Origin of the sequence: Streptomyces sp. DG1A-41, assembly GCF_037055355.1 — a bacterium.
Classification (GTDB): Bacteria; Actinomycetota; Actinomycetes; order Streptomycetales; family Streptomycetaceae; genus Streptomyces.
The window spans coordinates 8,314,758-8,339,320 of sequence record NZ_CP146350.1; the positions used below are offsets into that span (position 1 = coordinate 8,314,758).

Here is a 24,563-nt window from a genome sequence, read left to right on the forward strand (position 1 = left end):
CATTCGGCTGGGGGTGCGGTGCTCTATGGAGGTCGCTGCGCTGACGCCGCCGGCACCGCTTCGGCGAAGAACGTGACGAGTCGGCGGACCACGCCGGCGAACTCCTCCAGGTCGGCGAGGTCGACGAACTCACCGGGCGCGTGGGCGCGGTTGGCGGCGAGACAGCCGGGTCCGAGGACGGTGGTGAAGGCGTCGTCCAGACCGGCCGCCCAGATGGCGTCGCACGTGAAGCCGGGGTCGCCTGCCGCTGGCCGGGCTCCCGCGCGGGCCAGGAGTTCCTCGGCCCACGGGTCGGAGTCGTCCAGGGCGGGCAGGCCCTCTTTGTCCCAGCCGAGCCGGGTGATCCGTGCCGCGTCCCGCGCCGTGCGGGCGAACTCGCGGGTATGGGCGAAGAGTTCGGTGAAGCGGTGCAGGCCGTCGGCGACGTGCCGGGTGACCTCGGTCTTCAGGCGGTCGCCGTCGGCAGTGCGGCGGTATGACAGGTTCAGCAGCAGCGTGCCGGTGCCGTGGACGCGGTTGTGCGTACGGCCGGTGTGCAGTCCGGCGACGCACACCCGCGTACCGGGTACGGCCCCGTCCAGGCGGGCGGCGAGGTGCTGGGCCAGGAATCCCATCAGCACGGTGGCGTTGTGTCCGGCGTCCGGATGGTCGTCCACCGCGTCCTCGCCCGCGACGGTGATCCGCGCGGTCATCGCGGCAGTGGCCCGAGGCAGCGCGCGCAGCCCGGTCGGCTCGCAGAACACGTTGAGGCGGCCGTGATGCCCGGCCTCCAGCAGCGGGCGGGTGCCGTACGTGCCCAGGGCGCCGCCCTCCTCCCCGGCGACGGCCTGGAGCAGGACGGTGACGTCCCGTCCGACGGCGGGGTGGGACGCGGCGGCCCGCAGCCCGGCGAGAAGGGCCACGGCGGGTCCCTTGGCATCGACCGCGCCACGGCCGGTGAACCGCACGCCGTTGAAGGCGGGCAGGGTGTGCCCGGCGACGGTGTCCAGGTGGACGTTGAACATCACGGTGTGCGCACGGGGACGCTCGGGTCCCAGCCGCAGCAGCAGACTGGGCTGGTCCGCGAGGAAGCGCGGATCGCGGGCGGCGGCGCGGACCGTGGACGGCACCCCCGGGCCGTGAAGGCAGGCGGCGGGCGGACTGGCGAGGCGGACGGTGCGGAACCCCATGTCGGCGGCGGCCGTCGCGTACCGCTGGAGGATCTCGGGCAGCCGCGACGGCGGATCGTCTGGGCCGGCCTCCAGGGGGTTGACGCTCGGCAGGCGCAGCAGGTCCAGCAGTAACTTTCGGTGCCGACCGGTGAAGAGGTCGCTCACACCGGGCCGTCCAGCGGGCCGGTGACGGGCTGTCCGGCGTCCAGCAGCCCGGCGAGCGCCTGTCCGGCCCGGACGAACAGGTCTGCGGCGTCCTCACCGGCCCGGGCCAGCCCCTCGTGGGGGCGAACCGCGAGATGGGGTTCGAGGGACAGTGCTCCGGTGTAGCCGTGGGCGGCCAGCAGTTCCAGGCATTCCACCACCCCGGCCTCACCCTCGCCGGGCAGGGTGTAGGCGGTGACGCCGTCCGGGGTGCGGACGGCGTCCTTGATGTGGACGTGGACGACGTACGGGGCGAGGTCGCGGAGCATGTCCGGGGCGCGGTAGCCGTACGGGACGCCGTTGCCGGTGTCGAACAGCAACCGCAGGGCGGGGCTGTTCGCGGCGCGCAGCAGTCGTAGCGCGCGGTCGGCCCGGTTCCCGGCCCAGCCCGCGCAGTTCTCGTGCACCAGCACCAGGCCCGCGCGCTCGGCGCGGTCCGCCAGGACGGCCGTGCGGGCCAGGACGCGGTCGGCCCACTCGGTCTCCGCCAGACCGTCGTTGGGGTACGACATGATCCGCACCAGACGGCAGCCGAGGGTGGCGCAGCGCTCGGCCAGGACGTCGAGTTCCGCCAGGTCCTGGCCGAGGTCACCGGTGACGGGACGGGACCAGTTGCCGATCCGGGAGGCGACGGCGGTCACGGTGACGCCTTCGTCCGCGAGCCGCCGGGCCAGCGTGCCGAAGGCGGCCGGGGAGAGGTCGGCGAGGGCTGTGCCGTCGACCGTGCGCAGTTCGATGGCGTTCCAGCCAAGCCTTCGCAGCGCTGCCAGTTGCCCGTCGGTGCCGGGTGCCGCCTCGTCGCCGATGCCGGTGAGCGGCCCGAACCCCCGGACGCTGGATCCGGCGGTGCAGTGCCGGGACATGTCAGCGGCTCCCGGCGCCGGCGCGCGGTGTGACGGCGCAGTGCTCCCGGGCCGCGCACAGCAGCCGGGCGGTCGCGCAGGCGAGCGGGAAGTTCCCGATGTCCCCGGCGCCGGAGGAGAAGCCGTGGTAGGCGTCGTCCAGGAAGTCGGTCAGGGCGTCGTCCCGGAAGACGTGGTGTCCGATCCCGGGCACTCCGTCCGCGTCGAGGACGCCGGTCGGCGGGGCCGTCGCACCGCGGTCGAAGGGGGCGACGACCAACTGCGCGTGGTCGTCGTCCTCGCTGAGTGGGAAGTGGGCCGTGGCCGTCCCGCCTTCGAACTCGCAGACGACGCTGCGTTGCCGGACGGGTGCGCCGAGGTCGGAGCGCAGCAGCGTCACCACGCCCGAACGGTGATCCAGTTCGACGTGCGCGCCGCCCAGGCGGGGCAGTCCGCGGTCCTCGCAGCGCAGGTCCCAGCAGTGCGCGGCGCGGAGTTCGGCCGGTCCGGCCAGATCGAGCGCGAGCGCCAGGGAATGAGGGATCTCCACGTCCAGGGCGGACGGATGCCCTTCGGTCGCCAGGGACCGCAGGAAGCGGGGCTTGTGCTGGTCGACGGTGATACGGCGCAGGGAGCCGAGCCGTCCGCCGCCCACCAGCCGGCGTAACCGGCCGGCGAGCCGGGAGGTGATCCAGTGGGCGACGGTCACGAGATCGAGCCCGGCCTCCTGACGCAGCCGGATCAGGGCGTCGAGTTCGTCCGTGGACGCGGCGAGGGGTTTCTCCACGATCATTCGGCGGAAGCCGTGTCCGGCCAGCTCCGCGAGGAGGTCGTAGCGCAGCCGGGGCGGTGTGCACACGTGGACCACCGCGGTGGCGGGGTCCACGTACTGCAGGGCCTGTTCCAGCGTGGTGACGGCCGTGACCTCGCCGGGCGTGCCCAGGAGCCGCAGACTGTCGGCGCGCGGGTCGCAGCCGACCGCGGGCAGGGCGACGAGCGGATCTCCCGTGGCCGCGGTTCGCCGGGCCAGACTGCCGAGCGTGTTCAGATGCAGTCCTGATCCGGACCGGCCGAGCCCGACCACGAGGGGCTGCAGCACAGGGCCTCCTGAGAGGGGAACGGGAAGGAAACGGGCGCGTGCAATTCGCTGCGCCACGCACAACTCCGGTGCGCCGCATCACTGTTGCGGCCTCGTGCAGCCATGGTCAAGACGTCCGGAACGCCGTTCCCCAGAACGTGTGAAGATGATCCTTTCCTTTCTCACGTCGACATGAAGTCCGATTAGCGTGGGCATTCCGCTGACACGACGGAGACAGGTGAGAGATTGCCTTCCAGTGGACAGATTCCGGCGCGCGCCGGGGGTGCATTACCGACTGCGCCGGGAACGGCCGATCGAATTCCCTTCTTCTCTCAGGCTGCGACTTTCGAACGACTGTGGCCTTCCATCGAAAAGGCGTTGGACGACGTTTTCCACAGTGGCAAGTTCTCCCACGGGAAACAGGTCGGGCAGCTCGAGGCGGCGCTTGCGGACTACACCGGCGCCCGGCATGTGATCGGCGTCAACAGTGGCACAGACGCGCTGGTGTTGCTGCTGCGCGCCTGCGGAGTGCGCCCCGGCGACGGTGTCCTGGTGCCGGCGTACTCGTTCTTCGCCACCGCATCTGCCGTAGTACTGGCAGGCGGGACACCGCAGTTCGTCGACATCGATCCGGAGACGCACGCGATCGACCCCGCGGCGCTGAAGGCGGCCGTCACTCCGCGGAGCCGGTTCGTGATGCCGGTGCATCTGTTCCACACGATGGCCGACATGGCGGCCGTCACCGCCGTCGCCCGGCTGCACGGCCTGACAGTCGTCGAGGACAGCGCCGAAGCGATCGGCATGCACCGGCACGGAGTGCACGCGGGCCTGCACGGGGTCGGCGGCGTCCTGTCCTTCTTCCCCTCCAAGACGCTCGGCGCGCTCGGCGACGCGGGAGCCGTGCTCACCGACGACCCGGAGGTGGCGGCCACCGTCGCGGCGCTGCGCCACCACGGCAGGCCGGGCCGAACGCTGAACAACTTCCCGGCCATCTCCACCGAAAGCGCCCTGCCCGGCGCGAACAGCAAGATGGACGACATCCAGGCGGCCGTCCTGCTCGCCAAGCTGTCCCTCCTGGAGGAGCACATCGCGCGCCGGGCGGAACTGGCGGACGCGTACACCGCCCGTCTGCGGGACGCGCCGGGGATCATCCGCCTGCCGCGGACCACCGCCGGAACACCGGACGACCGCGACGTGTACTACGTCTACCTGATCGAGACCGAGCACCGGGACGCCCTCGTCGACCACCTCGCTCGGCACGCCATCGGCACGGAGGTCTACTACCCGGTGCCCCTGCCCCACCAGCCCGCCTTCGCGCACCTGGGCCACCGGCAGGGCGAGTTCCCCCACGCCGAGGCGGCGGCCCGGCACGCCGTCGCCCTGCCCTTCCACCCCGATCTCGGATCCGACGACCTGGACCGCGTCTGCGACACCATCCGCTCCTTCCTCGCCGGAACGAGGACGACCGCATGACCGCATCGCTCCCTACCGCCGTCCCGTTCTTCCCTCCCGCCCTCTTCGAAGCCGACCGCCCCGCACTGATCGAGCTGGTACGCGAGGTGGGCCTCGACCCGGAGCAGCGGTTCATCCTGGGCAGGCGCACCGCCGCCTTCGAGGACCTGCTGCGCGAGGACCTGGGGGCCGCCGACGTGGTCGCCTGCTCCAGTGGCACGTCGGCGCTCTCGCTGGTGCTGCGGGCCATGGACGCAGGTCCCGGTGACGAGGTGATCGTTCCGGCGTTCGGCTGCGCGCCCCTGGCCGCCTCGGTGGTCGATGTCGGGGCCACACCGGTCTTCGCCGACATCCGGCCGGACACCATGACCATGGACCCGGACGAGGCGGAGCGGCTCGTCACCGAGCGGACCAAGGCGGTGATGCCGGCCCACATGTTCTCCGTCATGGCCGACATGCCACGCTTCGCGGAACTGGCCCGGCGGCACGGACTGCGCCTGCTGGAGGACTCGGCGGTCGCCCAGGGCGGCGTGCTGCAGGGCGTCCCGGCCGGGCTGTGGGGCGACGCGGGGCTCTACTCCTTCGTGCAGGTCAAGACCTGTGGCATGCCCGGCGAGGGCGGCGTGGTCGTCACCCGGGACCCGGTACTGGGCGAGAAAGTGCGGATGTTGCGCAACCACGGCCAGTACGCCGGTCGCCGGTTCGTCCACCACACCTTCGGGCTCAACAGCCGCTTCGACGAGATCCAGGCCGCCTTCCAGACGTACCGCTACTCCGGTTTCCCGGCGCGGCTGGCGCGACGGGCGGAGATCGCCGCGTACTACACCGAGCGCTTCACGCCGCTGGCCGGCCACGGTGTGGTCCCGCCGCCGCCCGGCCGGGACGGCCGGTGCTTCTACGTGTACACGGTCCTGGCCGAGGACCGGGAGGCCCTCGGCGCCCACCTGGCCGAGTGGGGGGTGGCCACGCACGTCTACTATCCGTGCCCCCTGCCCGCCCACCGTGCCTTCGCCCCCTACGCGCCGCCCGGTGCCCGCTGGCCGCGCGCCGAACAGGCCGCCCGCCGCCATCTCGCCCTTCCGGTGCACCACCTGCTGACCGACGCACAGGTCGAGCACGTCGCCGACCTCGTGTGCGCCTTCGCCACCGAGCGCAGCTGACTGGCGACCGCCCGCCTCGGACACCGTTGACCCCCGACCGCACGCCTTGCCCATCGCGCTGCCCGGGCGAGCGGCACCCCCCTTCGGACGCAGACACCCCTCAAGAGGTCACCCATGACGGACAGCATCGCGGCCGGCCGTCCCGCCGCGACCGCCCACGGCCACAGTCGGCTGCGCGCCTACGCGCGGCTCGGCAAGCTGGACGTGTACGACTACTACCTCGGCATCTTCCTCGCCCTGACCGCCGCGCTGTTCCCGGCCGACGCCTTCACCGCCCGGCAGGCACTGGTGATGGCGGTGTTCCTGGCCGGCGAAGTCGCGGTCCTCATGGCGATGGTCGCCCTGGACGACGTCACCGGGTTCCGGGACGGCAGCGACCTCGCCAACTACGGTCCCGACAACCCGCTGCGCAGCAAGGCACGCAAACCCCTGGTCGCCGGGGCACTGACGGTACCCCAGGCGCTGCGCTTCGCCTGGGCCTGCGCGGCGGCCGGGGCGGTGCTCTGGGCGGGCGCCGCCGCGCTCGCGCCGCACCACCCGCTGTGGGCGCTGGTGACGGCGGGCGCGCTGTTCGTGGTGTCGCTGCAGTACTCGTACGGGCTGAAGATCAGTTACCACGGTTTCCAGGAGGTGTTCCTGGTCGCCCTCGGTGCCGTGCTGGTGATCGTTCCGTACGGCCTGGTGACGGGGGGCTTCTCCGGTTTCCTGATGGTGCAGGCGGTGCTGTTCGGGTTCGGGCCGCTGATGTTCGGGGTCTACTCCAACACCAACGACGTGGCCGGCGACCGGGCCGTAGGCCGTCCGACCGTGGCCGCCCTGGTCTCCGAGCGGGGCAACGCCGTCTTCATCGGCGCCCTGTCGGTCGCCGAGTTCCTCATCGGCGCGGTCGCCTCGGCCACCGGGGTGGCTCCCTGGTGGTTCGTGCTGTTGATGCTGCCGGCGACCGCGCTGCGAGCCCGTCAGTACCTGACCGGGTTCGTCCGCGGCGACATCATGACCGCCCGCCGGACGGGCTTCGCGGTGCACCGGCTGAGCGTGGTGCTGATGACCGTGGCCAACGTCGTCGTCGGAACGGGAGCCGCCGCATGAAGCCCGATCTCGACGTCGCCGTCGTCGGCGCGGGCATCGCCGGCCTGACCGCCGCCCACGAACTGCGCCGCGCCGGGCTGGCCGTCCGGGTGTACGAGCAACTGCCGGAGGTCGGCGGCCGGATGCGCAGCATCCGCCAGGAGGGCTGGACGGTGGACACGGGCGCCGAGCAGGTCTCGTCCCGCGGTTACCGTGCGACCTGGGAGCTGCTGCGCCGGCTGCGCGTCACTCCCGCGGACGTGCCCCGGGTCGGCGGCGCGGTCGCCGTCTGGCGCGGCGGACGCGCCCACCTGGGCGTCGGCGAGAGCACGGCCGTGGTCACCGGAGCGGGCCTGTCCCACCGGGCGCGGCTCGACCTGGCCGCCTTCTCCGCCTGGACCGGCCGCCGCCGCGCCGCATTCGACGGTGACCGTCCCGAACACAGCCCGCTGGGCGCCGCCACCGTGCGGGAGATGGCCGCCCGCTACCACCGCGACCTGCACGACTACCTCTTCCAGCCGGTCGCCGGCTGCTTCTTCGGCTGGGACACCGCCCGGTCGACGGCCGCCCCCATGGTCAGCCTGCTGCTGGAGGCCGGTTCACCCGCCGCCTGGCGGACCTACCGCGACGGCATGGACTTCCTGGCCCGCCGCCTTGCCTCCGGCGCCGAGGTCGTCACCGACCGCGCCGTACGCGAGGTGACCGACGCGGGCGGGCACGCCGTACTGCGGTTCGACGACGGGCAGGTCACCGCGCGGGCCGCCGTGCTCGCCGTACCGGCACCCGTCGCGGCGGCCCTCCGCCCGGACGTCCCCGCCGACGAGCAGCCGTTCCTCACCTCCTGCACCTTCACGCCCATGATGAAGGTCAGCTGCCTGCTGGACCGCCCTCTCGCCCCAGCCGCCCGTCGGCCGGTGCACATCCTGCTCACCCCGGCCGCCGAGGAGGACGTGCTCTCCGGCGTCGTCGTCGACCACGTCAAGGACCCCGGCCGGGTTCCCGCCGGCCGGGGCCTGGTCACCCTCGTGGCCGCTCCACGCCGAGTCCGCGCGTTGCTGGACGCTCCTCCCGACGAGGCCGCCGAACTCCTCGTCCGCGCGGCGGAACGCTATGTCCCGGGTATCGGCGACGCCTGCCGCCACCGTCTCGTGCACGCCTTCCGCCATGGCCTGCCGGAAGCCACACCCCAGACCCTGCGCGTACGCGCCGGCTTCCTGTCCCGGCCGGCGCGCGCCGTGGAGTACGCCGGCGACTGGCTCATGCTGCGGCCCGCCTCCGAAGGAGCCGTCCGGGCGGGCGCGCTGGCCGCGTCCCGCGTCCTGAGCAGGCTCGGACGGATCATCCCGGCCGGCCCCGACCGAGCGGAGGAAATCCGTGCGACCGCATGACATGGGCACCCTGTTCGACGAGGCGGCGGCAGGCGGCGCCCGGACCGTGGTCCACCTGGACCGGCCCTTCGACATCGCCCCCCGGGCCGGCACCCGGTGGACCGTCCCCGAACTCGCCGGCCTGGTCCGTGCCACCGCGGCCCGCCTCGCCGACGCGGGGGTCGGGCCCGGGGACCGCGTGGCGATCGTGAAGGACAACCACTGGGACTACGACCTGCTCGCCTGCGCCGCGGTCCGCCTCGGCGCCGTACCCGCGCTGTTGTCCGCCCGCCTCGACACCGCGAACCTCGTCACCCTGCTGGAGCGGCTGCGGCCCGCCGCGCTGGTCACCACCGCTGCGGTGCTGGCCCGCTGCCGGGACACCGCCGCCGGCGAACCGGCCCGGATCGTCCTCACCGTCGACTCCGCCGCGCCTGGCGCGGCCCACCTGGCCGCGCTGGACGCGTCCCGCCCCTGCGTACCGGTGCGGCGCCACGACGACGAACCGCTGGTCATCCATCACACCTCGGGGACGACCGGCGTGCCCAAGCTGGTGGTTCACTCCACGCGGACACTCGTGCACAAGCTGGCCCGCTTCGAAGCGGTGCGCTATCCGGGCATCGGCATCCGCCCGGACGACGTCCTTGCCAACGCCAGCGCGTACGGACACGGACGCACCTTCTGCTGGACGGCCGTCGTCGTGTCGCTCGCGCCCGCCGGGATCCTGATCCTCACCGGTAACGACCCGGAGGCCGCAGACCCGCTCCTGCGGGCCCACCCGCCCAGCGTCGTCGAGGCCCTGCCCGCCTCCTACATCCGGCTGCGGCCGCTCACCACCCGGCTGGACAACCCCTTCCGGCACGTCCGCCTCTACATCAGCACCTACGACGCCGTGCACCCGCCGGCCCTGCGCGCGTACCTGACCGCCAGCCGCCGCACCCGCCCGCTGTGGATGCAGGGCTGGGGCCAGACCGAGACCGGACCGCTGACCTTCCGCTTCCACACGCGGCGCTCCGCGCTCGCACCGGACGCGGCGACCACGGCGCGCCGGCTCGGCCGTCCCGTGCCGGGCCGGACCCGGCTGCGCGCGGTGGACCCGGACACGCTGCGCCCGGTACCGCGCGGCCATCCCGGCCTGCTCCTCGTCCGCACCCCCGCCCTCGCCCTGGGATACATCGGCGAACAGGACCGCTGGGACGCCAAACGCGTCGGCGACTGGTGGTCCACTGGCGACATGGGCGTCCACCACCGCGACGGCAGCGTCAGCATCCTGGACCGCGCCGCCGACACCCTGCCCGGTATGAGCTGCCTGTGGACCGAGGACGTACTGGAGCAGCGGCTGCCGCAGGTCCTTGAATGCGTGATCCTCGGCGCCCCGGACGGCGTTCCTCTGCCCGTCGTGGTCACCGCCGACGGCCGACTGGACCCGGACGCCTGGAAACAGGCCACGCACGGACTGCCGGCGCTGCAAGACCCGGCCGTCCTCACCTGGGACGCGGTGCCCCGCACCGGCACCGGCAAGGTTCGCCGCTCAACTCTGGCACGGCAGCTCACCGGCATCGCACCCGCCGGCACCGGCCGGTGGACGTGACCGGGCCGTCGTACGACGACGCCGGGCTGTCCGGGCCGCCGTTCGACGGCGCCGGGCTGCACGGGCCGTGCCACGGCGAGAGGAGTCTCGCCGTGGCACGGTCGGTCTTCCGCCCGGGTGCGCGTCCGCCCCGCAGGGTGCATGGCGGTGGCATCGAGCCCGTCGGCGTCGGCCGCGGGGTCTGTCCGGGCCGTACATGACGACACCGCGCCTGTCCGGGCCGCGGTTTGACGAGAGGAACCACACCGTGTCCCAGCCCGCCCCCGCCCGGGAGGGCACCCATGCGGTCTTCGGCAACGGCACCACGCACAGCCGCGACCAGCACCGCTGCCTGGCCGCCGCCTACGACCCGGTGACCCTGCCCCGCCTGGCCGCCGCCGGTGTCGGCCCGGGCTGGCACTGCCTGGAGGTCGGCGCCGGCGGCGGCAGCATCGCGCGCTGGCTGGCGGGCCGGGTGGCACCGGGTGGCTCGGTGCTCGCCACCGACCTCGACCCGCGCGACCTGGCACCCGGCCCGGACCTGGAGGTCGCCGCCCTCGACGTGGCCCGCGACCCGCTTCCGGATGCGGCCTACGACCTGGTGGTGGCCCGCCTGGTCCTGCAGCACCTGCCCACCCGCGACGCCGTCCTGCACAAGCTGGTGCGCGCTCTCAAACCCGGCGGCCTGCTGCAGATCGACGAGATCGACGCCTCCTACGAGCCACCGCTGCTGACCCCGGACGCGGAGGCCGAGGCGCTCTATGTCCGGTTCCTGCGGGCCAAGACAGCCGCGCTGCGCGCCGCGGGCGGCGATCCGCACTGGGGACGGAAGGTGCCGGCGGCACTGCGGGCGGCGGGGCTGACCGCCATTGACGTCCACCTCCACATCGGCGTACGGCACGCCCAGGACCCCGGCCTCGGACTCCAGTTGAACCACACTCGCAATCTCCGGGACCGGCTGAGGGAACGGGGCATGACCCAGGAGGACCTGGACCGGGTGGGACGGCTGATGCAGGACCCGAACTTCCGCGCCGCATCCAGCGTCCTGTACTCGGTGCAGGGCCGCCGGCCCGGCCGGGAGCGAGCGTGACACCGCGCCTGCGCGCCGCGGCCCGGCCGGCCGTCGCGGCCACGATCGCCGACCGGCTTCTGCGGCACACCGTGCCGGGCCCGCGGGATACGACCGGCCCAGGCCGGGAAACGGTGCGGTACACCGTCGACTGGGCGGGTCCAGTCGACGCTGACCTGCCGGACGAGCGAGCCGTACAGGCCGCCTGCGGTCTCATGCACGTCCATGGCCGGGCGACTGGCGGGCCGCTCCCGCTGGCTGTCGACTACGCCTCGGTGGTGGCGGGGCTGCTCGCCGCCCAGGGCGTCACCGCTCTCCGCATCGCGCGGGCCCGCGGGCTGGACCTGCGCGAGGTGCGGACCTCGGTGGCGCAGGGGGCGCTGCTGGCGGTCGGCCAGTACCTCGCCGCCGAGACGGCCCGTGCCGACTCCGGTGCGCCCGAGCCGGATGTGCCGGCGGCCCCATCCGACGTACCCCAGCCAGACGGCCTGGCGACCCTGGAGACGTCCGACGACGCCCGCGTGGAGGTCGAGACCCTCGATCCCCTGGCGTGGCGGGAGTTCTGGGACCTGCTCGGCGTGGCCCCCGCGCCCGCAGGCCGGGGCTGGCTGCCCTTCCAGCAGCGGTTCGCCACCGCCGTCTGCCCGTTGCCCGACGAACTGAGGCAGGCCGCCCGCCGCCGCACGCTGGCCCAGTTGCGGGCCGCCGCGCACCATACCGGCGTCAGTCTCCTCACGGTCGGCTCCGACCCGGCTCCCGCCGTCCGCCCGGCACCTTGGTGCCTCACTCCGGGACCGGCGCCGTTCCCCAAGGTCCGGGCGCACCCGGAGACCGCCGTGCCCGGCCCACGCCCGGCCGTCCCGGTCTCCGGTGCCGTCCTGCCGCTGACGGGCCTGCGGGTGGTGGAGTCCACCCGCAGGGTGCAGGGCCCGCTCGCCGGGCACGTCCTGCGGATGCTGGGTGCCGAGGTGGTCCGGATCGAACCGCCCGGCGGTGACCCGATGCGCTGGCTCCCTCCGCTGGCGGGAGACTGCTCGGCCCGGTTCTCGGCTCTCAACGCGGACAAGCCGGTGGTCGAGGCCGACCTCACCACCGCGCCGGGTCGGGACACGGTCCGCGCGCTGGCCGCCGAGGCCGACGTCTTCCTTCACAACTGGGCCCCCGGAAAAGCCGCGCGGCTCGGCCTGGACGCGTCCAACCTGCTGCCCGGCCACCCCGCCCTGGTGTACGCCTGGGCATCCGGCTTCGGGGACGCCTTCGGCGACCGGCCGCCCCTGGGCACCGACTACCTAGCCCAGGTGCACAGCGGGCTCGCCGCGGCGGTACGGCCGGCGGACCAGCCCCCGGCCCCCTCCCTGATGACCCTCACCGACGTGCTCGGCGGGCTGGTGTGCGCCCAGGGGGTGCTGGCCGCGCTGGCTGCTCGGGAGGCGACCGGCCGGGGCAGCCGCGTCGACTCCTCCCTTGTCTCCGCGGCCGCTCTCGTCCCCCGTCCCGCCCACCGGCCCCGCTGGACGGCACGGGACCGGCCGCTGCGCACAGCGGACGGCCATCTGTACCTGGGCCCCGAGGCCCGGGCGTGCCCCGAGGCGGTGCTCCGCCTGCTGGACGGGGCCGGCCCCATGGCCGCCGAGGACCTCGCGGCCCGCTTCGCCCGCCGCACCACCGAAGAGTGGACGGCACGACTGGCCGAGGCCGGTCTGACCGCGACTCCCGTACTCACCCACCTGACGGCTCTGGCCCGCGACCCGGCCTTCCGGGCGGCCGTCGCACCACCTGATCCGTTCACCGGCCAGGCACGCCCCTACGCTCCCTGGGAGTTCGCATGACGGCCGCCCCCGCGACCCGGCACCGTACCGCCCCACCCGCGAGCCGGGCCGGGCAGCCGGTGTGGACCTCACGTGCCGGAGTGCGCTTCCCGGATCTGGTGCCCCGCGCCCAACGACGTGCCTGGGTGACGGCGGGCTTGTGCCCGGACACCGACCTCTACGCACTGTTCACCGACCGCGTCCGCGAACACCCGGACCGCCAGGCGCTGGTGGACGACGCCGGAGTGCTGTCCTACGCGGCGCTGGACGTCGAAGTCCGCCGGATCGCCGCCCTGTTCGCCCAGGCGGACCTGGGAGAGGCAGACGTGGTGGCGCTCCTGCTGCCCAACGGACGCGACGCCGTGGCCGCAGAACTCGCCATCTACGCGATCGGCTCGGTGGCCCTCCCGATCCCCCCGGGCGGCGACGACCGGGACGTCCGGGCCTTGCTCGCCCGCTCGCGGGCCCGCGGCGCCGTCCTCGCATCGGCCCGCCGGGCACAGGCCGTCGAGGATCTTCCGCACCTGCGCACCGTGTTCACCCCCGGCCCGGGCGACGGACGGACGCACGGACTGAACTCCCCGCCCACCCCGGCCCGGCATTGCCGGCGGCCGCAGCAGGCTGACACGTACGGACCCGCCCGCATCCTGGTGTCGTCCGGCTCCGAAGCCGAGCCGAAGATGGTCGCCTACAGCCATCACGCCCTGGCCGGCGGCCGTGCGCGGTACGTCCGGAGCCTGCACGCCGACACCATGCTGCCGCCCCGCCACCTGGTCCTCGTCCCGCTGGCCTCTTCCTTCGGATCTTTGGGCACACCGGTCACCCTCGCCGCCCTCGGCGGCACCCTCATCGTGCAGTCGGCCTTCGACCCCGCCGGAGCGCTGCGGATGGTCGCCGAGCATCGTCCGACCCACCTCTTCGCGGTGCCCACGATGCTCCGGCGCATCACCGACCTCCCGGCGCGGCCGGACGAGGACACGTCGTCGTTGCGTGCCGTCGTCTCCAGCGGCGCCACTCTGCCGGCGGCCACCGCCCAGGCATGCCGCGAACGGTTCGGCCGACCGGTGGTGACCGTCTACGGCTCGTCTGACGGCGTGAACTGCCACACGGCCGGAGAAAGCCACCCGCCGGGCGACAGCGTCGGCACCCCGGACCCCGCGGTGGCCCGCATCCGGATCACCGGACCCGACGGCACGCCGCTACCCACCGGGCGGACGGGTCAGATCGAGACCCTGGGCCCCATGACGCCGCTGTGCTACGTCAACGCACCTGAACTGGACAGCCGTTACCGCACCTCCGACGGCTGGGTGCGCTCGGGCGACCTCGGTCTGCTGGACGAGCGCGGAAGGCTGCACGTCCTGGGCCGGCTCAAACGCATCGCTGTGCGCGGGGGGCTCAACATCAGTCTCGCCGAGGTCGAACGCGAACTGGGCACCCATCCAGCGGTGGCCGAGGCGGTCTGCGTTCCGGTGCCCGACCCGAACCTCGGGGAACGGCTGTGCGCCTGCGTCCGCCCGGCCCCGGGCACACCCGTTCCCAATCTGTCAGACCTCACGACCCACTTGGGAGACCGTGGCCTGGCCCGCCGGAAACATCCCGAACGTCTCCTGGTCCTGGACGAGATGCCCCTCGGCCCCAGCGGGAAGGTCTGCTACCGCACCCTGATGTCCCGAGCGACCGCGCGCTTTGCTCGGGAAAGACCACAGGATTCTCGCGAGGCTGAGGAGAGCAGCCGGGGCAGGTCCCACAGAACGCCACCTGCGGAGCCGGCGTAGGCGAGCGGCGTCTGCCCGTGGCAACAGGACGCCATCACCGTCAAGAAGGTCCTTGCGGCTCCTCGGAGCAGGTTATGAAGGACTGGGAGGATGCCGTCGACCTGATGGGCCGTCGGGTGAGTCGGCGACGGGTCAGCCAGTGGAGGTTCCCTGACGGTTGCGTTCATCGGCAGCTCACCGGTAAGGGCGCGGGTTCTCCCTCGGGCCGTCTGGCGGACGACCGCATAGTCAAGGCCGATCGATGCGATGCACCGGCCGGCGGGCAACCGCATGGGCCACGCCAGGTGCTCGACCCGCATTTAAAGCGCCAAGCCGGTGTGGCGCTGAGCGGCGAGCCAGTCGTCCTCGCCTGAGAGCCACGGACGCTTCAGGGGACTGGCCGGCATCAGGCGTTCTATCCCGTGTCACGAGTCTCGGAACCTCCCGCGCCTCTCATGACCGGCTGCGGAGACCCGGCCCTCAAACTGGGGGACCGACGCTGTGGGTGCTTCGGAGGTGGTCGAGTCGGTCAACGCGCGGATATGCGCCGGACGGTCACCGCGGGCAGCACCGTCGGACTGCCGCCACGCCCGTAACGGGACTGGCGGACGCTCACAACTTCTGTGCCGCTTCGGTCTCCTGGGTCAGCCGCAGGTCGTGGCCCGCAGCGATGCAGTGGCGTGACTGGGCGGGGCCTGTAGAGCTGCGGCGAAGGTGGTGGATGTGACGGGTCGCGTGTTGGTGGGTCGGCCGTTGGCGGCGGGCGGGGTGACGGACGAGTACGACGCGGCGGTGGTCGGGTCCGGGCCGGCGGGCTGACCACCGCGGTATGCCTGGCGCGCCAGGGCCGACGGGTGGCGGTGTTCGAGCAGCACTACACCGCGGGCGGCTACACCCACGCCTACCGGCGGCGCGGCTGGGAGAGTGGGACGTCGGAATCCACTACGTGGGACAGTTGACGGAGCGAGAGCCGGTCCGCGTGCTCTCGGAGCTCTGATCGCCGCCTCCAGGTCAGCAAACGGTCAGCATCGGCCTGGTGGCTTCCGGCTTGCTGACCTGCACTCGCGGCAGGTATCTGCTGCCCCGCCTGACGCCCTGCTCGGAAGGCTTGATACGTGGCTCGACAACTCGCTCGTGGGATGGGGTCGTTCTTCAAGGAGTGCGGTTGTTCCAGGCCGACCCGTTGCCCGCACCCGTACATGATTCGGTTCAGAGATGCTCTCGGCAAGCAGCGTGAAGAGGCCGGCCACGACACGCAGGATGACGCGATCGAGCGTCTTACGCAGATCTATGCGGAGAAGAAGAAGACGGCGCCGTCCGTTGCCGAGGCCCGCCGGGAACTCGGTCAGCAGACGGTCGCGGAATACGCGAAGCAGTGGCGGCCGCGGCAACGGAGGATGACGGAGTACTCCACGGGCTGGCACGTCGACAGCTCCATCAACGTGCACATCGTCCCCCGTCTCGGATCAAGAAAGCTGAACTCCGTCACGCCGATCGTGGTCGAGCGTTTCCTGGACGAGTTGGAGGCCGATGGGGTGGGCCGCGGAAACCAGGTGAACATCTTCCGCACTCTGAAGACGATCTTGCGGGACGCCTATGGCAAGGGGGCCATGGCGGACGACCCTTTGAAGGGGGTCCAAGAGCCGGAGTACGTCCGTCAGAAGGTGGTCATCCCGCCCCTCGCCTACGTGAAGAAGGCACTGACTGCCGCCGACGAGTATCTCGCGCTTGACATCGTCATGATGGTGGGCTGCGGCTTGCGAAACGGGGAAGCCAGGGCAGTCAACATCAACAACGTTGCGGCGGATGACGTCTACCGGGTGCGCGAGCAGATCCACTCCAACACGCACAAGCCGGCGAAGCTGAAGCACCGCAAAGCGGGGGAGTTCCGGGAGGTCCCCTTGCCACGCTCGGTACGGGAAGCGATGGAGCGGTTTGAGGAGAAGCACGGCACCACGCAGAAGGGCTATCTCCTGCGCGGCCCGAGCGGCTACTACACGGAACCGATGGAACGCCGCCGTGTGCAGAAGCTCTGCAAGGACCTCCCCGCGTAGGACGGTGTGGGCATGTACAGCTTCCGCCACTACTTCGCCTCGAACGCCCTCGGCCACGGGATACCGATCACAGACGTGGCGGAATGGATGGGCCACAAATCCATCGAGGAGACCTATCGGACCTACCGGCACCTGATGCCCGGCAGCATCACCAAGGCCGCCCGCATCCTGGACGCCGGCCTCTGGGACGCGGCCTGATTCCGGCGCCTCTACGGACCCAGCAGGTTCCTGGTCTGCTTGTGGCACAGGCTTGGTTGGCTGATGACCTGCGGAAATACCCTTGGAGGGGATAGGGGGCGGCTTCCCGCTGGAGTACACCTGGCTTCCCCTGGAGGGCTTCCGTCGCAGAGGCGACATCCTGTGCGCCGGGTTGACTCCTGCGGCTAGCATGACCGACGTTGCGGTTGCTGCCGGTCGGCGACCAGACCGGGGCGGGAAGGGCTGTTTGCTGTCGTGGCTGACACATCCAGTGGCGGGACGGCGCTGAGCGGTGGCCGGATGACCCAGGATGTCGTTCAGGTGGGCGACACCGTGCGCAGGCCCGTGAATTCCTCCTCGAAGTTCGTCGCGGCCCTCCTGCGGCTTCTGGAGGAGAAGCACTTCGACGGTGTGCCCCGCTATCTGGGGCAGGTCGACGGAAGGGACGTGCTCAGTTGCATCGCCGGTGATGTCCCCAGCCGCTTCCAGACCTGGTCCAACGAGCAGGTTGCGGCCGCTGGAGTCCTGCTCCGTTCCCTGCATGATGCGACCCGCGGGAGCGCGCTGGCCGGCCGTTGTTCAGTGGTGTGTCATCACGATGCAGGACCGAACAACGTCGTGTTCCGCGATGGCGCACCGGTCGCCTTCATCGACTTCGACACAGCAGCTCCCGGCAGTCCCCTGGAGGATTTCGGGTATTTGTTATGCAAGCGGAACATGTGTCCCAGTGTTCTGTGTCTCAGTGATTGGCTGGCGAGCCAGCTGCCCTGCGCCAGAAGCTTCGGTGGACCCAACCCATCTGCAGGTCGGGTCCACCGTGCGCCGATACTCACAAGTTCGTCAGTGATCCGTTGCGCGGACCACTTGTGCTCGCGGCGCCAGGACTCGATCTGCTCGATGACCCATGCTGGAGTCGCGTTCGGACTCCGGTGCGGACTCGACGGCCGGTCTTGCAATCCCGCATCACCCTGTAGCCGCCAGCGATTTACCCACTTGCTGGCGCATGCGCGAGAGATGCCCATCTCAGTGGTTCTGTCGGTAGTTGGTGACGTCAGTTGTTCGTGAAAGCTGACGGCACCAGGTGATGGCCCAGAAAGATGTTCGCGAATCTGACGTCACCATCGGGGTTGCGGTGCCAAGCTGGATGTGCTCAGTAAAGGAGCACCCCCGATGCCGCCTGGCCAGTCGAAGGCCGAGTTGTACGCCGCGCTGCGGCGCGGCTCCCGCGATGGCATGTCGAACCGGGCGTTGCAGTGCAAGTACGGCGTCACCTGGAGCACGGTCAACAAGGCCCTGACCTCGGCTTGGCCGCAGCCACGCACGACAATCGCTTCGGCGCGGCCGTCGAAGCTGGATCCGTTCACGCTGCTGATCGACGAGATCCTGCTCATTGATCTGGACGCGACCAGGAAACAGCGCCACACCGTCACCCCGGATCTACCGCCGTCTGATCGACGAGCACTCCTCGTCCGAGGCGTTGCGTTGACCACTTGAACCCGCACCGATGAGAGGGCGCAAGCGTCCTGCGAGCAACCGCGCGGTCCGGCCAGGGACTGAGAGTCCGGTGTTTATACCTTGCTCGCGACCACCATGTAGTTCTCGGCCTCAAGATCGAACGTGCTCAGTTCCGTTTGGAGTCCGACCCGGTGCAGCTCGACTTCGAGCTCCTCGTACCGGTAGGGCCAGCAGGACAGCAGTTCCGAGCGGACAAGAACCAACCCGGTCGCATCAACTTGCGCGATCGCAATCTCGATGTGGTGCTCCTCCTCCCAATGCGGCGCAATCTCCCAGCGGTAGACCACGACGGCATCGCGACCGTTCCGGCGGACGAGTCGGTCACTGATCTCCAGCCGGGAACCTCTGGCCCTCACGAGTTCCCAAGTGCGGGATGTGAGTACCAAGCGCCCGCCGGGGCGCAGAAGCCGTGACATCGACTCCAGAGCAGCACCCCTGCCTGTCGCGCCCGCAGCATGGTGAAGCGAGTTGCCAACGCAGAACACCATGTCGAACGTGTTGTCCTGGAAATGGTCGGGCAACTCTTCCCAGTTCGCCCGTACGGCCCGGACGGATGCCCCGAACTCCTCAGACAACTCTGCAGTCCGACGAACCATCGCCTCGCTGGCGTCAGTTGCGACAACCTGCATGCCACGACCGGCGAGGCCAACCGCCAACTGTCCGGTTCCGCACGAACAGTCGAGGACGTGAGCGTTCGACGGCAGGAGATTGAGGACGTCGTCGAACGACGCAGCGAACTCGGCTGGAGGCAACTTTGCATCCGAGATGAGCCATTCGTACACCTCGGCAAGCACGTCATAGCCTGTCACAACCACTACCTCCGTCACGCGGCAGACTCACGGTAGGACGTCAGTCCATCAGCGGAGCAAGCCGGGCACCAATGGTTTTCACGGTCAAAGCCATCTCAGCGGCGACGTGGGCGATGGGACGTGTCTGGCACCGCTTCCCGAGCCGCCTACGGCCCTCGACGCTCAGGGGCGCATTCGCGCGGGGCACTCGTCGTCCTCTCGAAGTCAGACGACGGCAGGCGCGACACCTATCGTGCGCGCCTGCCGCATTGCGGCCTTTCAGCCCTTCGGTGCGACGCGGATACGGTTCCCGTCAGGATCGGCTGCGAGGAAGGTCAGCCCGAACCCCGCATCATGAGGCTCGCGCAGGATCGTGACACCGTTGGACTTCCACTGCTTGAAGGTCGCGTTGAGCTCGTCGGGTCCACCGTCGATGGCCAGGCAAACCTCACTGGTGCGCGGGACGTCCGGTGACAGATCCTCGAACTGGCCAGACCACAGACCGAGGTCAGCGCCTGGCCCGAGGTCGAAGGTGATGTATCCCAAAGTCTCGAACGAGGGGCTCATGCCGAGGAGGTCGCCGTAGAAACGAGCTGCGGCGGGAGCGTCGTTCACGTAGACGATGGACACGACGGATGTGGTCATGGTTGTTCCTTCTCACAGGTGGTAGGTACGCATCCACCAGCCTGACCGGGATATGCGCCGCATCGTGTCGCAATTCCTGAATAAATTGGTGTGTGACCCCAGACCGCTTCTTCACCCTGATGCTGCTCCTCAAATCGAGGGATGCCGTGACCACACAGGAACTCGCCTCAGCGCTCGGGGTGTCCCTTCGAACCATCACCCGGGATCTGAACTGGCTCCGCGACGCCGGTCTGCCGGTGACCGCACACCGGGGCCGCCTCGGAGGCGTGATCATGCTGCCCGGATCCGGACTCGATCTCACGCGACTCACACCGGGCGAGCGTGATCATCTGTCGCTCACTGGGCTGGATGAGAAGCAACGTGCGGAGCTCAACGCATCGGTCGAAAGCCGGCGCGCGCTCTCCAAGATCGTCGCTACACAGCCACGTCGAGTTCATGAGCTCCTGCCGCTCACCGACGTAGTGCACGTGGACAGCCGTCCCTGGCGTCAGGCACGAGCTTTCGGCACGACTCCGGCTTCGCTGGTCGGCGCAGTGCGGCGAGGTCGCCGGCTACGGATCGAGTACGACAGCCCACGCGAGCCATGCCCACGCGACCTGGTCGTGGATCCCTACGGGCTGTTCGCCAAGGCCGGCATCTGGTACCTCGTCGCCGACTGTGCCCGAGTGCCACGGATGTACCGACTCGAACGGATCACGACGTGGAAAGAAGTCGACCAGCCACGACGGATCCGCGAGAACCAGACCCTGGCCACCGTCGCTGCAGCGCTCATCGAGCAATGGGAACACAACCACGCGATCGAGGTCAGCGCCACCATCGACCAGACCCAGATCGAGCGAGCGCAACGGATCTTTGGCCTACGACTCGTCCGGGACGACCATGAAGAATCCGCCACTGGCCGCAAGGTAACGATCCGCTTCCTGCATCTGGAGGACGTGCGAGCACTACTGCCGTTCGGGAGCGCCATCACTGTGCACGGCCCCACCGAAGCCAGGGCTCACCTCCGCGACCTCGCCACCGATCTTGCCCACCACTATGCGCCGTCACCAACGTCCTGACCCGCAACACCTAGCTGTCGGTGCACGAGGGCCAGTGGTCTACCGCCCACTCCGACCAGCCCGGCCAGCCCGCCGGCGGGCTGAGAATCTCGCCGCCATCGAGTTCGGCGGCGTCAGGCACCTGGAACTGCTCCCGCCATTGGTCTACGTCGGCCTCGCTCATCGGAAACGTCTGATGCGGTGTCGTCGCCTGACGATGCGCGATGCGGGCGAGCTGGACGTCCTTGTCCACGGGCACGTAGACCACCTGGCATGCTGCCCCGGCCGACCGTGCCAGCCAGCGCAGTGCCGACCGTTCATCGCGGCCCCACAGCCCATAGTCGAGCACGACGCTGGTCCCCAGCCGCAGCGCCTGCAGAGCGACCGAGATGAGCCGCCCTTCGAGCACCCAACGCTTGCCGTCGGCCATCGAATCGCCAAACAGCGGGATCATCCAGTGATCTGGGGTCAGCCGCAGCGCCCGGTGCGTTGCGGCGAGCTCTTTGGCCTGGGTGGTTTTCCCGGCTCCGGGGAGCCCGACCATCAGGAACAGGGTGGCGACACGCGGGTCCTGCGTGACGAGGGGCCCGGCTGCATTCGGGCATGGGAATGGGTTTTCGTACTGTGAATGGAAACGCTGCGGCTGAGACATGACTCCCCTGATCAGGCAGGATGGCCCGGCAGCACAGAAATAAGCGAGTGGCTGCCGGCAGGACACTGATCCGGCGGTACGTCTTGGCACTGGCCCCGGCAGGGGGCAGTAATGAGGCCGCGGTTACAGCAACCTCGGGTACCGCCGCTAAGCGGCGGTCCGGGTAGTCATGGGGCAGCACATGCCTTCACCATAGCCGACAGCCGACCTGCCAGGGACGGATATCCGTTCTGTGCGAGGCTGCCAGCACCGGAACCAGCGTTCGTACTGTTCAGCGGGCATAACGGACTCCGTCACTAGCCCGCTGTACACAAAAACGATCTTGGACACCCTCGTTCTCGTCTCCGCAGGCACCCCTTGGACCACACCATCAGGAGGAACCAGTGTCATACCCGCAACTGCTCACCCCCGAGGAGAAGCTCGCCGACGCGAAGAAGCTGTTGAGCCTCCCGCGTATCGTCGCGATCTGCGGCTCCACCCGCTTCTTGACCGAGATGACCGAGGCCGATCTGCGGGAGACCAAAGCCGGAAAGATCGTCGTCAAACCGGGCTGTGACATGAAGGCGCCGCACAAACTCTGGTCCTATCCTGTCGAGGCCGAGGCGCTGAAGGTCCGACTCGACGATCTGCACCGAGCGAAGATCCGGCTCGCTGATGAGGTGCTCGTAGTCGGCGACTACATCGGAGACAGCACCCGAGCCGAAATCGCCTACGCCCGGTCGCTGGGCAAGCCCGTGCGGTTCACGCACCCCGAAGTCGACCCCGACGCCTGACCGCCCGCCGCCACCTCGACAACCACGGCCGGCAGCCCGCCGCCTGACCGTCAACGCGGTGGCTTCGGCCGCCGCCCACCCCACACCCTCCGCAGGCATCCCTCGGAATTGATCATCCAGAGCGGCGAATGCGGGCGAGTTATGGGAGCGGGCTGACGTTGCCCGGAGTTCCAGCGATGTGCGCTCGAAGTGCTTCCGAGTCCGCCTCCAGTTCGACGTTGCGAAGGGTGAGGACCTGGATCTGGTTGGCGTAGGTGGCCACCATGTCCTTCAGCTCGCGCACCTCTTCGGCCTTCTCCCGGCGCAACTCGCGCATCTCCTTCCTGAGCCTGGTGACCTCGGCCTTGAGGTCGTCGACCTCTGGGCGCTTGAGATCCGGGGCCTCCAGAATCTCCTTGATGGCCGCCGCGACCGGGGAACGGTAGTACGAGGCCCGGGACACCCCGGCCTCGGCGGCGAGGTTCACCACCTTCAGCGAGCCGTCGGTGATCTCGGGGCGGCCGTCCAGCAGCCGTTCGAAGGCCCTCATGATCTCCCGGTCGATGTCGGCCAGGTCCCGGTCTCGGGTGAGTTGGGCGAATACGGTCTGAGCTGTCATGGGTGTGCTGGTCACCGGGCCGCTCCCGTCTCGGCGAGTTCGTTGATCAGCGTGTCGAGGGTGCTGACGAACTCGCTGATCGCCGTCGCCTGGTGCGGCGGCAGGCCGGTGGTGTCGCCGAACTCCTGAAGGGCTTGCTCGCGGGTCTGGTGGAGTTTGGGCAGATGGACTGACGAACGGCGAGAGTTCGGGCAGGTCAGGCACATGTTCAGCATGGGCAGAGGACGGCCCAGGCCGGGTGAGCGCTTCTCGCATACCGCAGTCTCGGCATGGTGGAAGCAATCGTTGAGGACCCCGGGATGCAGAGTGCGGGTTAGATGCCGAAGCATGGTCCGGACCCGCTCGGGGCTGGCCACCGTCCCCGGCAGGTCGCCCAACTCGGCTCGGATGCGGTCGAATGCCGCCTCGATGCGATGGGCGGCTCCTCCGCTGGACCGTCCCCCGTCTGGGCGAGCGTGAACCGCCGGTCCTCCTGCATGCCCAGCGCGCGCACGGTCTGACGCAGAAGCAGGCCGAGCATGTGCACGGCGAACGTGTGCCGGAGCGTGTGGGGGTGGACGTCGAAGTCGAGGCCGAAGCGCGCGCAGCGCTCGTTCGCCCGCCGGAACGCCGACTGCCACGTCGAGCTCTTCAGCGGTGATCCGTCCTCACCCAGCCACAGCCATAGCGGTCCCAGCGCCCGGCCGTCGGCGTCGACCGACACCAGCCGCAGACGGTCGTCGTAGTCGATGTCGGAGTAGGTCCAAGCCCGTCTCTGGCCGTCCACGACCAGTGCGTGCCGGTTGGAACGCAGGACGTGCCACGAGTCCGTCTTCGCGTCGTAGGCACCTGTCAGCCTCATGCGCTGGACCAGTTCGTCGCGCTCGATGGTGACGTAGTGGTGCACGTCGCGCAGTACCCGAAGCCGTGCGTAGACCGTCCGCGGCTTGTTCCTCTTGGTGACCGCCTTCGACAAGTGGAAGTCCCCGCGGGCCGGGGCCAGCAGCGGGATCTCCGATAGCAGCAGGGACGACGCCTCCACCAACCGCATACCGGTGCAGACCAGCAGATCGGCGAACAGCCCGTTGCGCTCGCCATTGCGTCCTCGCCACGTGCGGTCGCGGTCGCCGTTCGGAAGGAAGCCCCGCAGCCCCACGTCCCGCCAGAGCAGGAAGTCCTCGTAGGGCAGGAACGAGATGGGCACCTTGCTCTTGCCCGGCTCCGACTCCTCGTTCACTCGCACCTGCTTCGGGCCGTTCGGCGTCATCACCACCTTGTCGACGTATCGAAACGGCTCGGCCGCGAGCAGTTCCGCGTCCAGGGCCCAGCGCACCCACTTCTCCAGAGCCGCCAAGAACCGCTGCCAGGTGGAGTACGCGATCCGATCGTCCGGATCTTGGCCGAACAGGCGAGCGCTCTTGAAGGCCCGAAGATCCGCCTGGTCCATCTGCCAGATCGTCTTCCCGCCCCGGGCCTCGTGTAGGAAGCGGCAGACGACGGTCAGGTCCGAGCAGTAGGCATCCTGTCCATTCTTCGATCTCACACCCCAACTGGGCAGGTCTCGCAGAAACTGGTTCAGGTGCACGTCGTAAGAGCCATCAGGGCCCAGGATGAACCGCTGTCTTTCCCGGACTTCCGCACGATGCAGGACTCCACCTGCATCGATGTCTGGCAGCACGGCCAATCCTGACGAGGTGCGGTGGGTGGCCACCACAGTCTCCGTTGTGGCTGTCCCCATGTCGGACATCCGCCTCCTTCCGGCAGATGAGATGAGACACATGAGGTGTACGCATAACCTCAC

At 70.2% G+C, this 24,563-nt stretch carries 22 protein-coding genes and 2 pseudogenes; 14 read left to right on the plus strand and 10 right to left on the minus strand.

What is annotated here, in order from left to right; all coding sequences use genetic code 11:
- Positions 1-23 precede the first annotated feature (23 nt).
- From V8690_RS38365 to V8690_RS38375, 3 genes are read right to left on the minus strand one after another with little or no spacing between them, the layout of a single operon-like run.
- Entirely contained in the window at positions 24-1,316 is a 1,293-nt protein-coding gene (locus V8690_RS38365) for a M20/M25/M40 family metallo-hydrolase (protein WP_338784633.1), read from the minus strand.
- A complete protein-coding gene (locus V8690_RS38370) occupies positions 1,313-2,218 on the minus strand; it encodes a sugar phosphate isomerase/epimerase family protein (protein WP_338784634.1) in 906 nt (301 codons plus the stop codon). The genes V8690_RS38365 and V8690_RS38370 overlap by 4 nt, the downstream gene beginning before the upstream one ends.
- Position 2,219: 1 nt before the next feature.
- Complete coding sequence (locus V8690_RS38375) at positions 2,220-3,296, minus strand: Gfo/Idh/MocA family oxidoreductase (RefSeq protein ID WP_338784635.1); 1,077 nt, start codon at positions 3,294-3,296, stop codon at positions 2,220-2,222.
- Between the two features lie 357 nt (positions 3,297-3,653).
- Here V8690_RS38375 and V8690_RS38380 point away from each other — a divergent pair, with 357 nt between their 5' ends.
- The 11 genes and pseudogenes from V8690_RS38380 to V8690_RS38430 form a co-directional block, all read left to right on the plus strand.
- On the plus strand, positions 3,654-4,748 hold the full coding sequence (locus tag V8690_RS38380; protein WP_338784636.1) for a DegT/DnrJ/EryC1/StrS family aminotransferase: 1,095 nt from the start codon (positions 3,654-3,656) through the stop codon (positions 4,746-4,748).
- Positions 4,745-5,887 carry a DegT/DnrJ/EryC1/StrS family aminotransferase gene (locus tag V8690_RS38385; RefSeq protein WP_338784637.1) on the plus strand — a complete coding sequence of 381 codons (1,143 nt, stop codon included), beginning with the start codon at positions 4,745-4,747 and terminating at the stop codon, positions 5,885-5,887. Before V8690_RS38380 ends, V8690_RS38385 begins: the two co-directional genes overlap by 4 nt.
- A 114-nt stretch (positions 5,888-6,001) precedes the next feature.
- Positions 6,002-6,976, plus strand: coding sequence for a UbiA family prenyltransferase (locus tag V8690_RS38390; protein ID WP_338784638.1), 975 nt, complete (start codon positions 6,002-6,004; stop codon positions 6,974-6,976).
- The gene (locus V8690_RS38395; RefSeq protein WP_338784639.1) at positions 6,973-8,343 is read left to right on the plus strand and encodes an FAD-dependent oxidoreductase; all 1,371 of its coding nucleotides are present in this window, start codon (positions 6,973-6,975) and stop codon (positions 8,341-8,343) included. The genes V8690_RS38390 and V8690_RS38395 overlap by 4 nt, the downstream gene beginning before the upstream one ends.
- Positions 8,330-9,913, plus strand: coding sequence for a class I adenylate-forming enzyme family protein (locus V8690_RS38400; RefSeq protein ID WP_338784640.1), 1,584 nt, complete (start codon positions 8,330-8,332; stop codon positions 9,911-9,913). Before V8690_RS38395 ends, V8690_RS38400 begins: the two co-directional genes overlap by 14 nt.
- 247 nt (positions 9,914-10,160) lie before the next feature.
- Entirely contained in the window at positions 10,161-10,982 is an 822-nt protein-coding gene (locus V8690_RS38405; protein ID WP_338784641.1) for a methyltransferase domain-containing protein, read from the plus strand.
- Positions 10,979-12,790 carry a CoA transferase gene (locus V8690_RS38410; RefSeq protein ID WP_338784642.1) on the plus strand — a complete coding sequence of 604 codons (1,812 nt, stop codon included), beginning with the start codon at positions 10,979-10,981 and terminating at the stop codon, positions 12,788-12,790. The genes V8690_RS38405 and V8690_RS38410 overlap by 4 nt, the downstream gene beginning before the upstream one ends.
- Positions 12,787-14,544 (plus strand): class I adenylate-forming enzyme family protein, encoded by a 1,758-nt coding sequence (locus V8690_RS38415; protein ID WP_338784643.1) that lies wholly within the window; start codon positions 12,787-12,789, stop codon positions 14,542-14,544. The genes V8690_RS38410 and V8690_RS38415 overlap by 4 nt, the downstream gene beginning before the upstream one ends.
- Positions 14,545-15,662: 1,118 nt before the next feature.
- Entirely contained in the window at positions 15,663-16,577 is a 915-nt protein-coding gene (locus V8690_RS38420) for an integrase (protein ID WP_338784644.1), read from the plus strand.
- Between the two features lie 12 nt (positions 16,578-16,589).
- Positions 16,590-16,775, plus strand: coding sequence for a tyrosine-type recombinase/integrase (locus tag V8690_RS38425; RefSeq protein ID WP_338784645.1), 186 nt, complete (start codon positions 16,590-16,592; stop codon positions 16,773-16,775).
- Between the two features lie 300 nt (positions 16,776-17,075).
- Positions 17,076-17,477 (plus strand): annotated as a pseudogene (locus V8690_RS38430) (phosphotransferase); the annotation flags it as partial.
- Between the two features lie 131 nt (positions 17,478-17,608).
- Here the strand turns inward: V8690_RS38430 and V8690_RS38435 are convergent.
- Positions 17,609-17,800 (minus strand): annotated as a pseudogene (locus V8690_RS38435) (leucine zipper domain-containing protein); the annotation flags it as partial.
- A gap of 145 nt (positions 17,801-17,945) precedes the next feature.
- Here V8690_RS38435 and V8690_RS38440 point away from each other — a divergent pair.
- Positions 17,946-18,269: a hypothetical protein gene (locus V8690_RS38440; protein ID WP_338784646.1), complete on the plus strand. Its 324-nt coding sequence runs from the start codon at positions 17,946-17,948 to the stop codon at positions 18,267-18,269.
- 74 nt (positions 18,270-18,343) lie between these two features.
- Here V8690_RS38440 and V8690_RS38445 read toward each other — a convergent pair whose 3' ends face one another.
- Entirely contained in the window at positions 18,344-19,099 is a 756-nt protein-coding gene (locus V8690_RS38445; RefSeq protein ID WP_067023809.1) for a class I SAM-dependent methyltransferase, read from the minus strand.
- A gap of 258 nt (positions 19,100-19,357) precedes the next feature.
- A complete protein-coding gene (locus V8690_RS38450; RefSeq protein WP_338784647.1) occupies positions 19,358-19,723 on the minus strand; it encodes a VOC family protein in 366 nt (121 codons plus the stop codon).
- Positions 19,724-19,815: 92 nt separating this feature from the next.
- On the opposite strand from V8690_RS38450, the gene V8690_RS38455 reads away from it, so the two are divergent.
- Positions 19,816-20,781: a WYL domain-containing protein gene (locus tag V8690_RS38455; protein ID WP_338782432.1), complete on the plus strand. Its 966-nt coding sequence runs from the start codon at positions 19,816-19,818 to the stop codon at positions 20,779-20,781.
- 10 nt (positions 20,782-20,791) lie between these two features.
- Here the strand turns inward: V8690_RS38455 and V8690_RS38460 are convergent, their stop codons facing one another.
- Positions 20,792-21,304, minus strand: coding sequence for an ATP-binding protein (locus V8690_RS38460; RefSeq protein WP_338785618.1), 513 nt, complete (start codon positions 21,302-21,304; stop codon positions 20,792-20,794).
- Positions 21,305-21,795: 491 nt separating this feature from the next.
- Between V8690_RS38460 and V8690_RS38465 the strand changes: the two genes are divergently transcribed.
- A complete protein-coding gene (locus V8690_RS38465) occupies positions 21,796-22,185 on the plus strand; it encodes a hypothetical protein (RefSeq protein ID WP_338784648.1) in 390 nt (129 codons plus the stop codon).
- Positions 22,186-22,324: 139 nt separating this feature from the next.
- Here the strand turns inward: V8690_RS38465 and V8690_RS38470 are convergent, their stop codons facing one another.
- From V8690_RS38470 to V8690_RS38480, 3 genes are all read right to left on the minus strand, one after another.
- Positions 22,325-22,798 carry a hypothetical protein gene (locus V8690_RS38470; RefSeq protein ID WP_338784649.1) on the minus strand — a complete coding sequence of 158 codons (474 nt, stop codon included), beginning with the start codon at positions 22,796-22,798 and terminating at the stop codon, positions 22,325-22,327.
- Entirely contained in the window at positions 22,795-22,998 is a 204-nt protein-coding gene (locus V8690_RS38475) for a hypothetical protein (RefSeq protein ID WP_338784650.1), read from the minus strand. The genes V8690_RS38470 and V8690_RS38475 overlap by 4 nt, the downstream gene beginning before the upstream one ends.
- 98 nt (positions 22,999-23,096) lie before the next feature.
- Positions 23,097-24,542 (minus strand): tyrosine-type recombinase/integrase, encoded by a 1,446-nt coding sequence (locus V8690_RS38480; protein ID WP_338784651.1) that lies wholly within the window; start codon positions 24,540-24,542, stop codon positions 23,097-23,099.
- Positions 24,543-24,563: the final 21 nt, after the last annotated feature.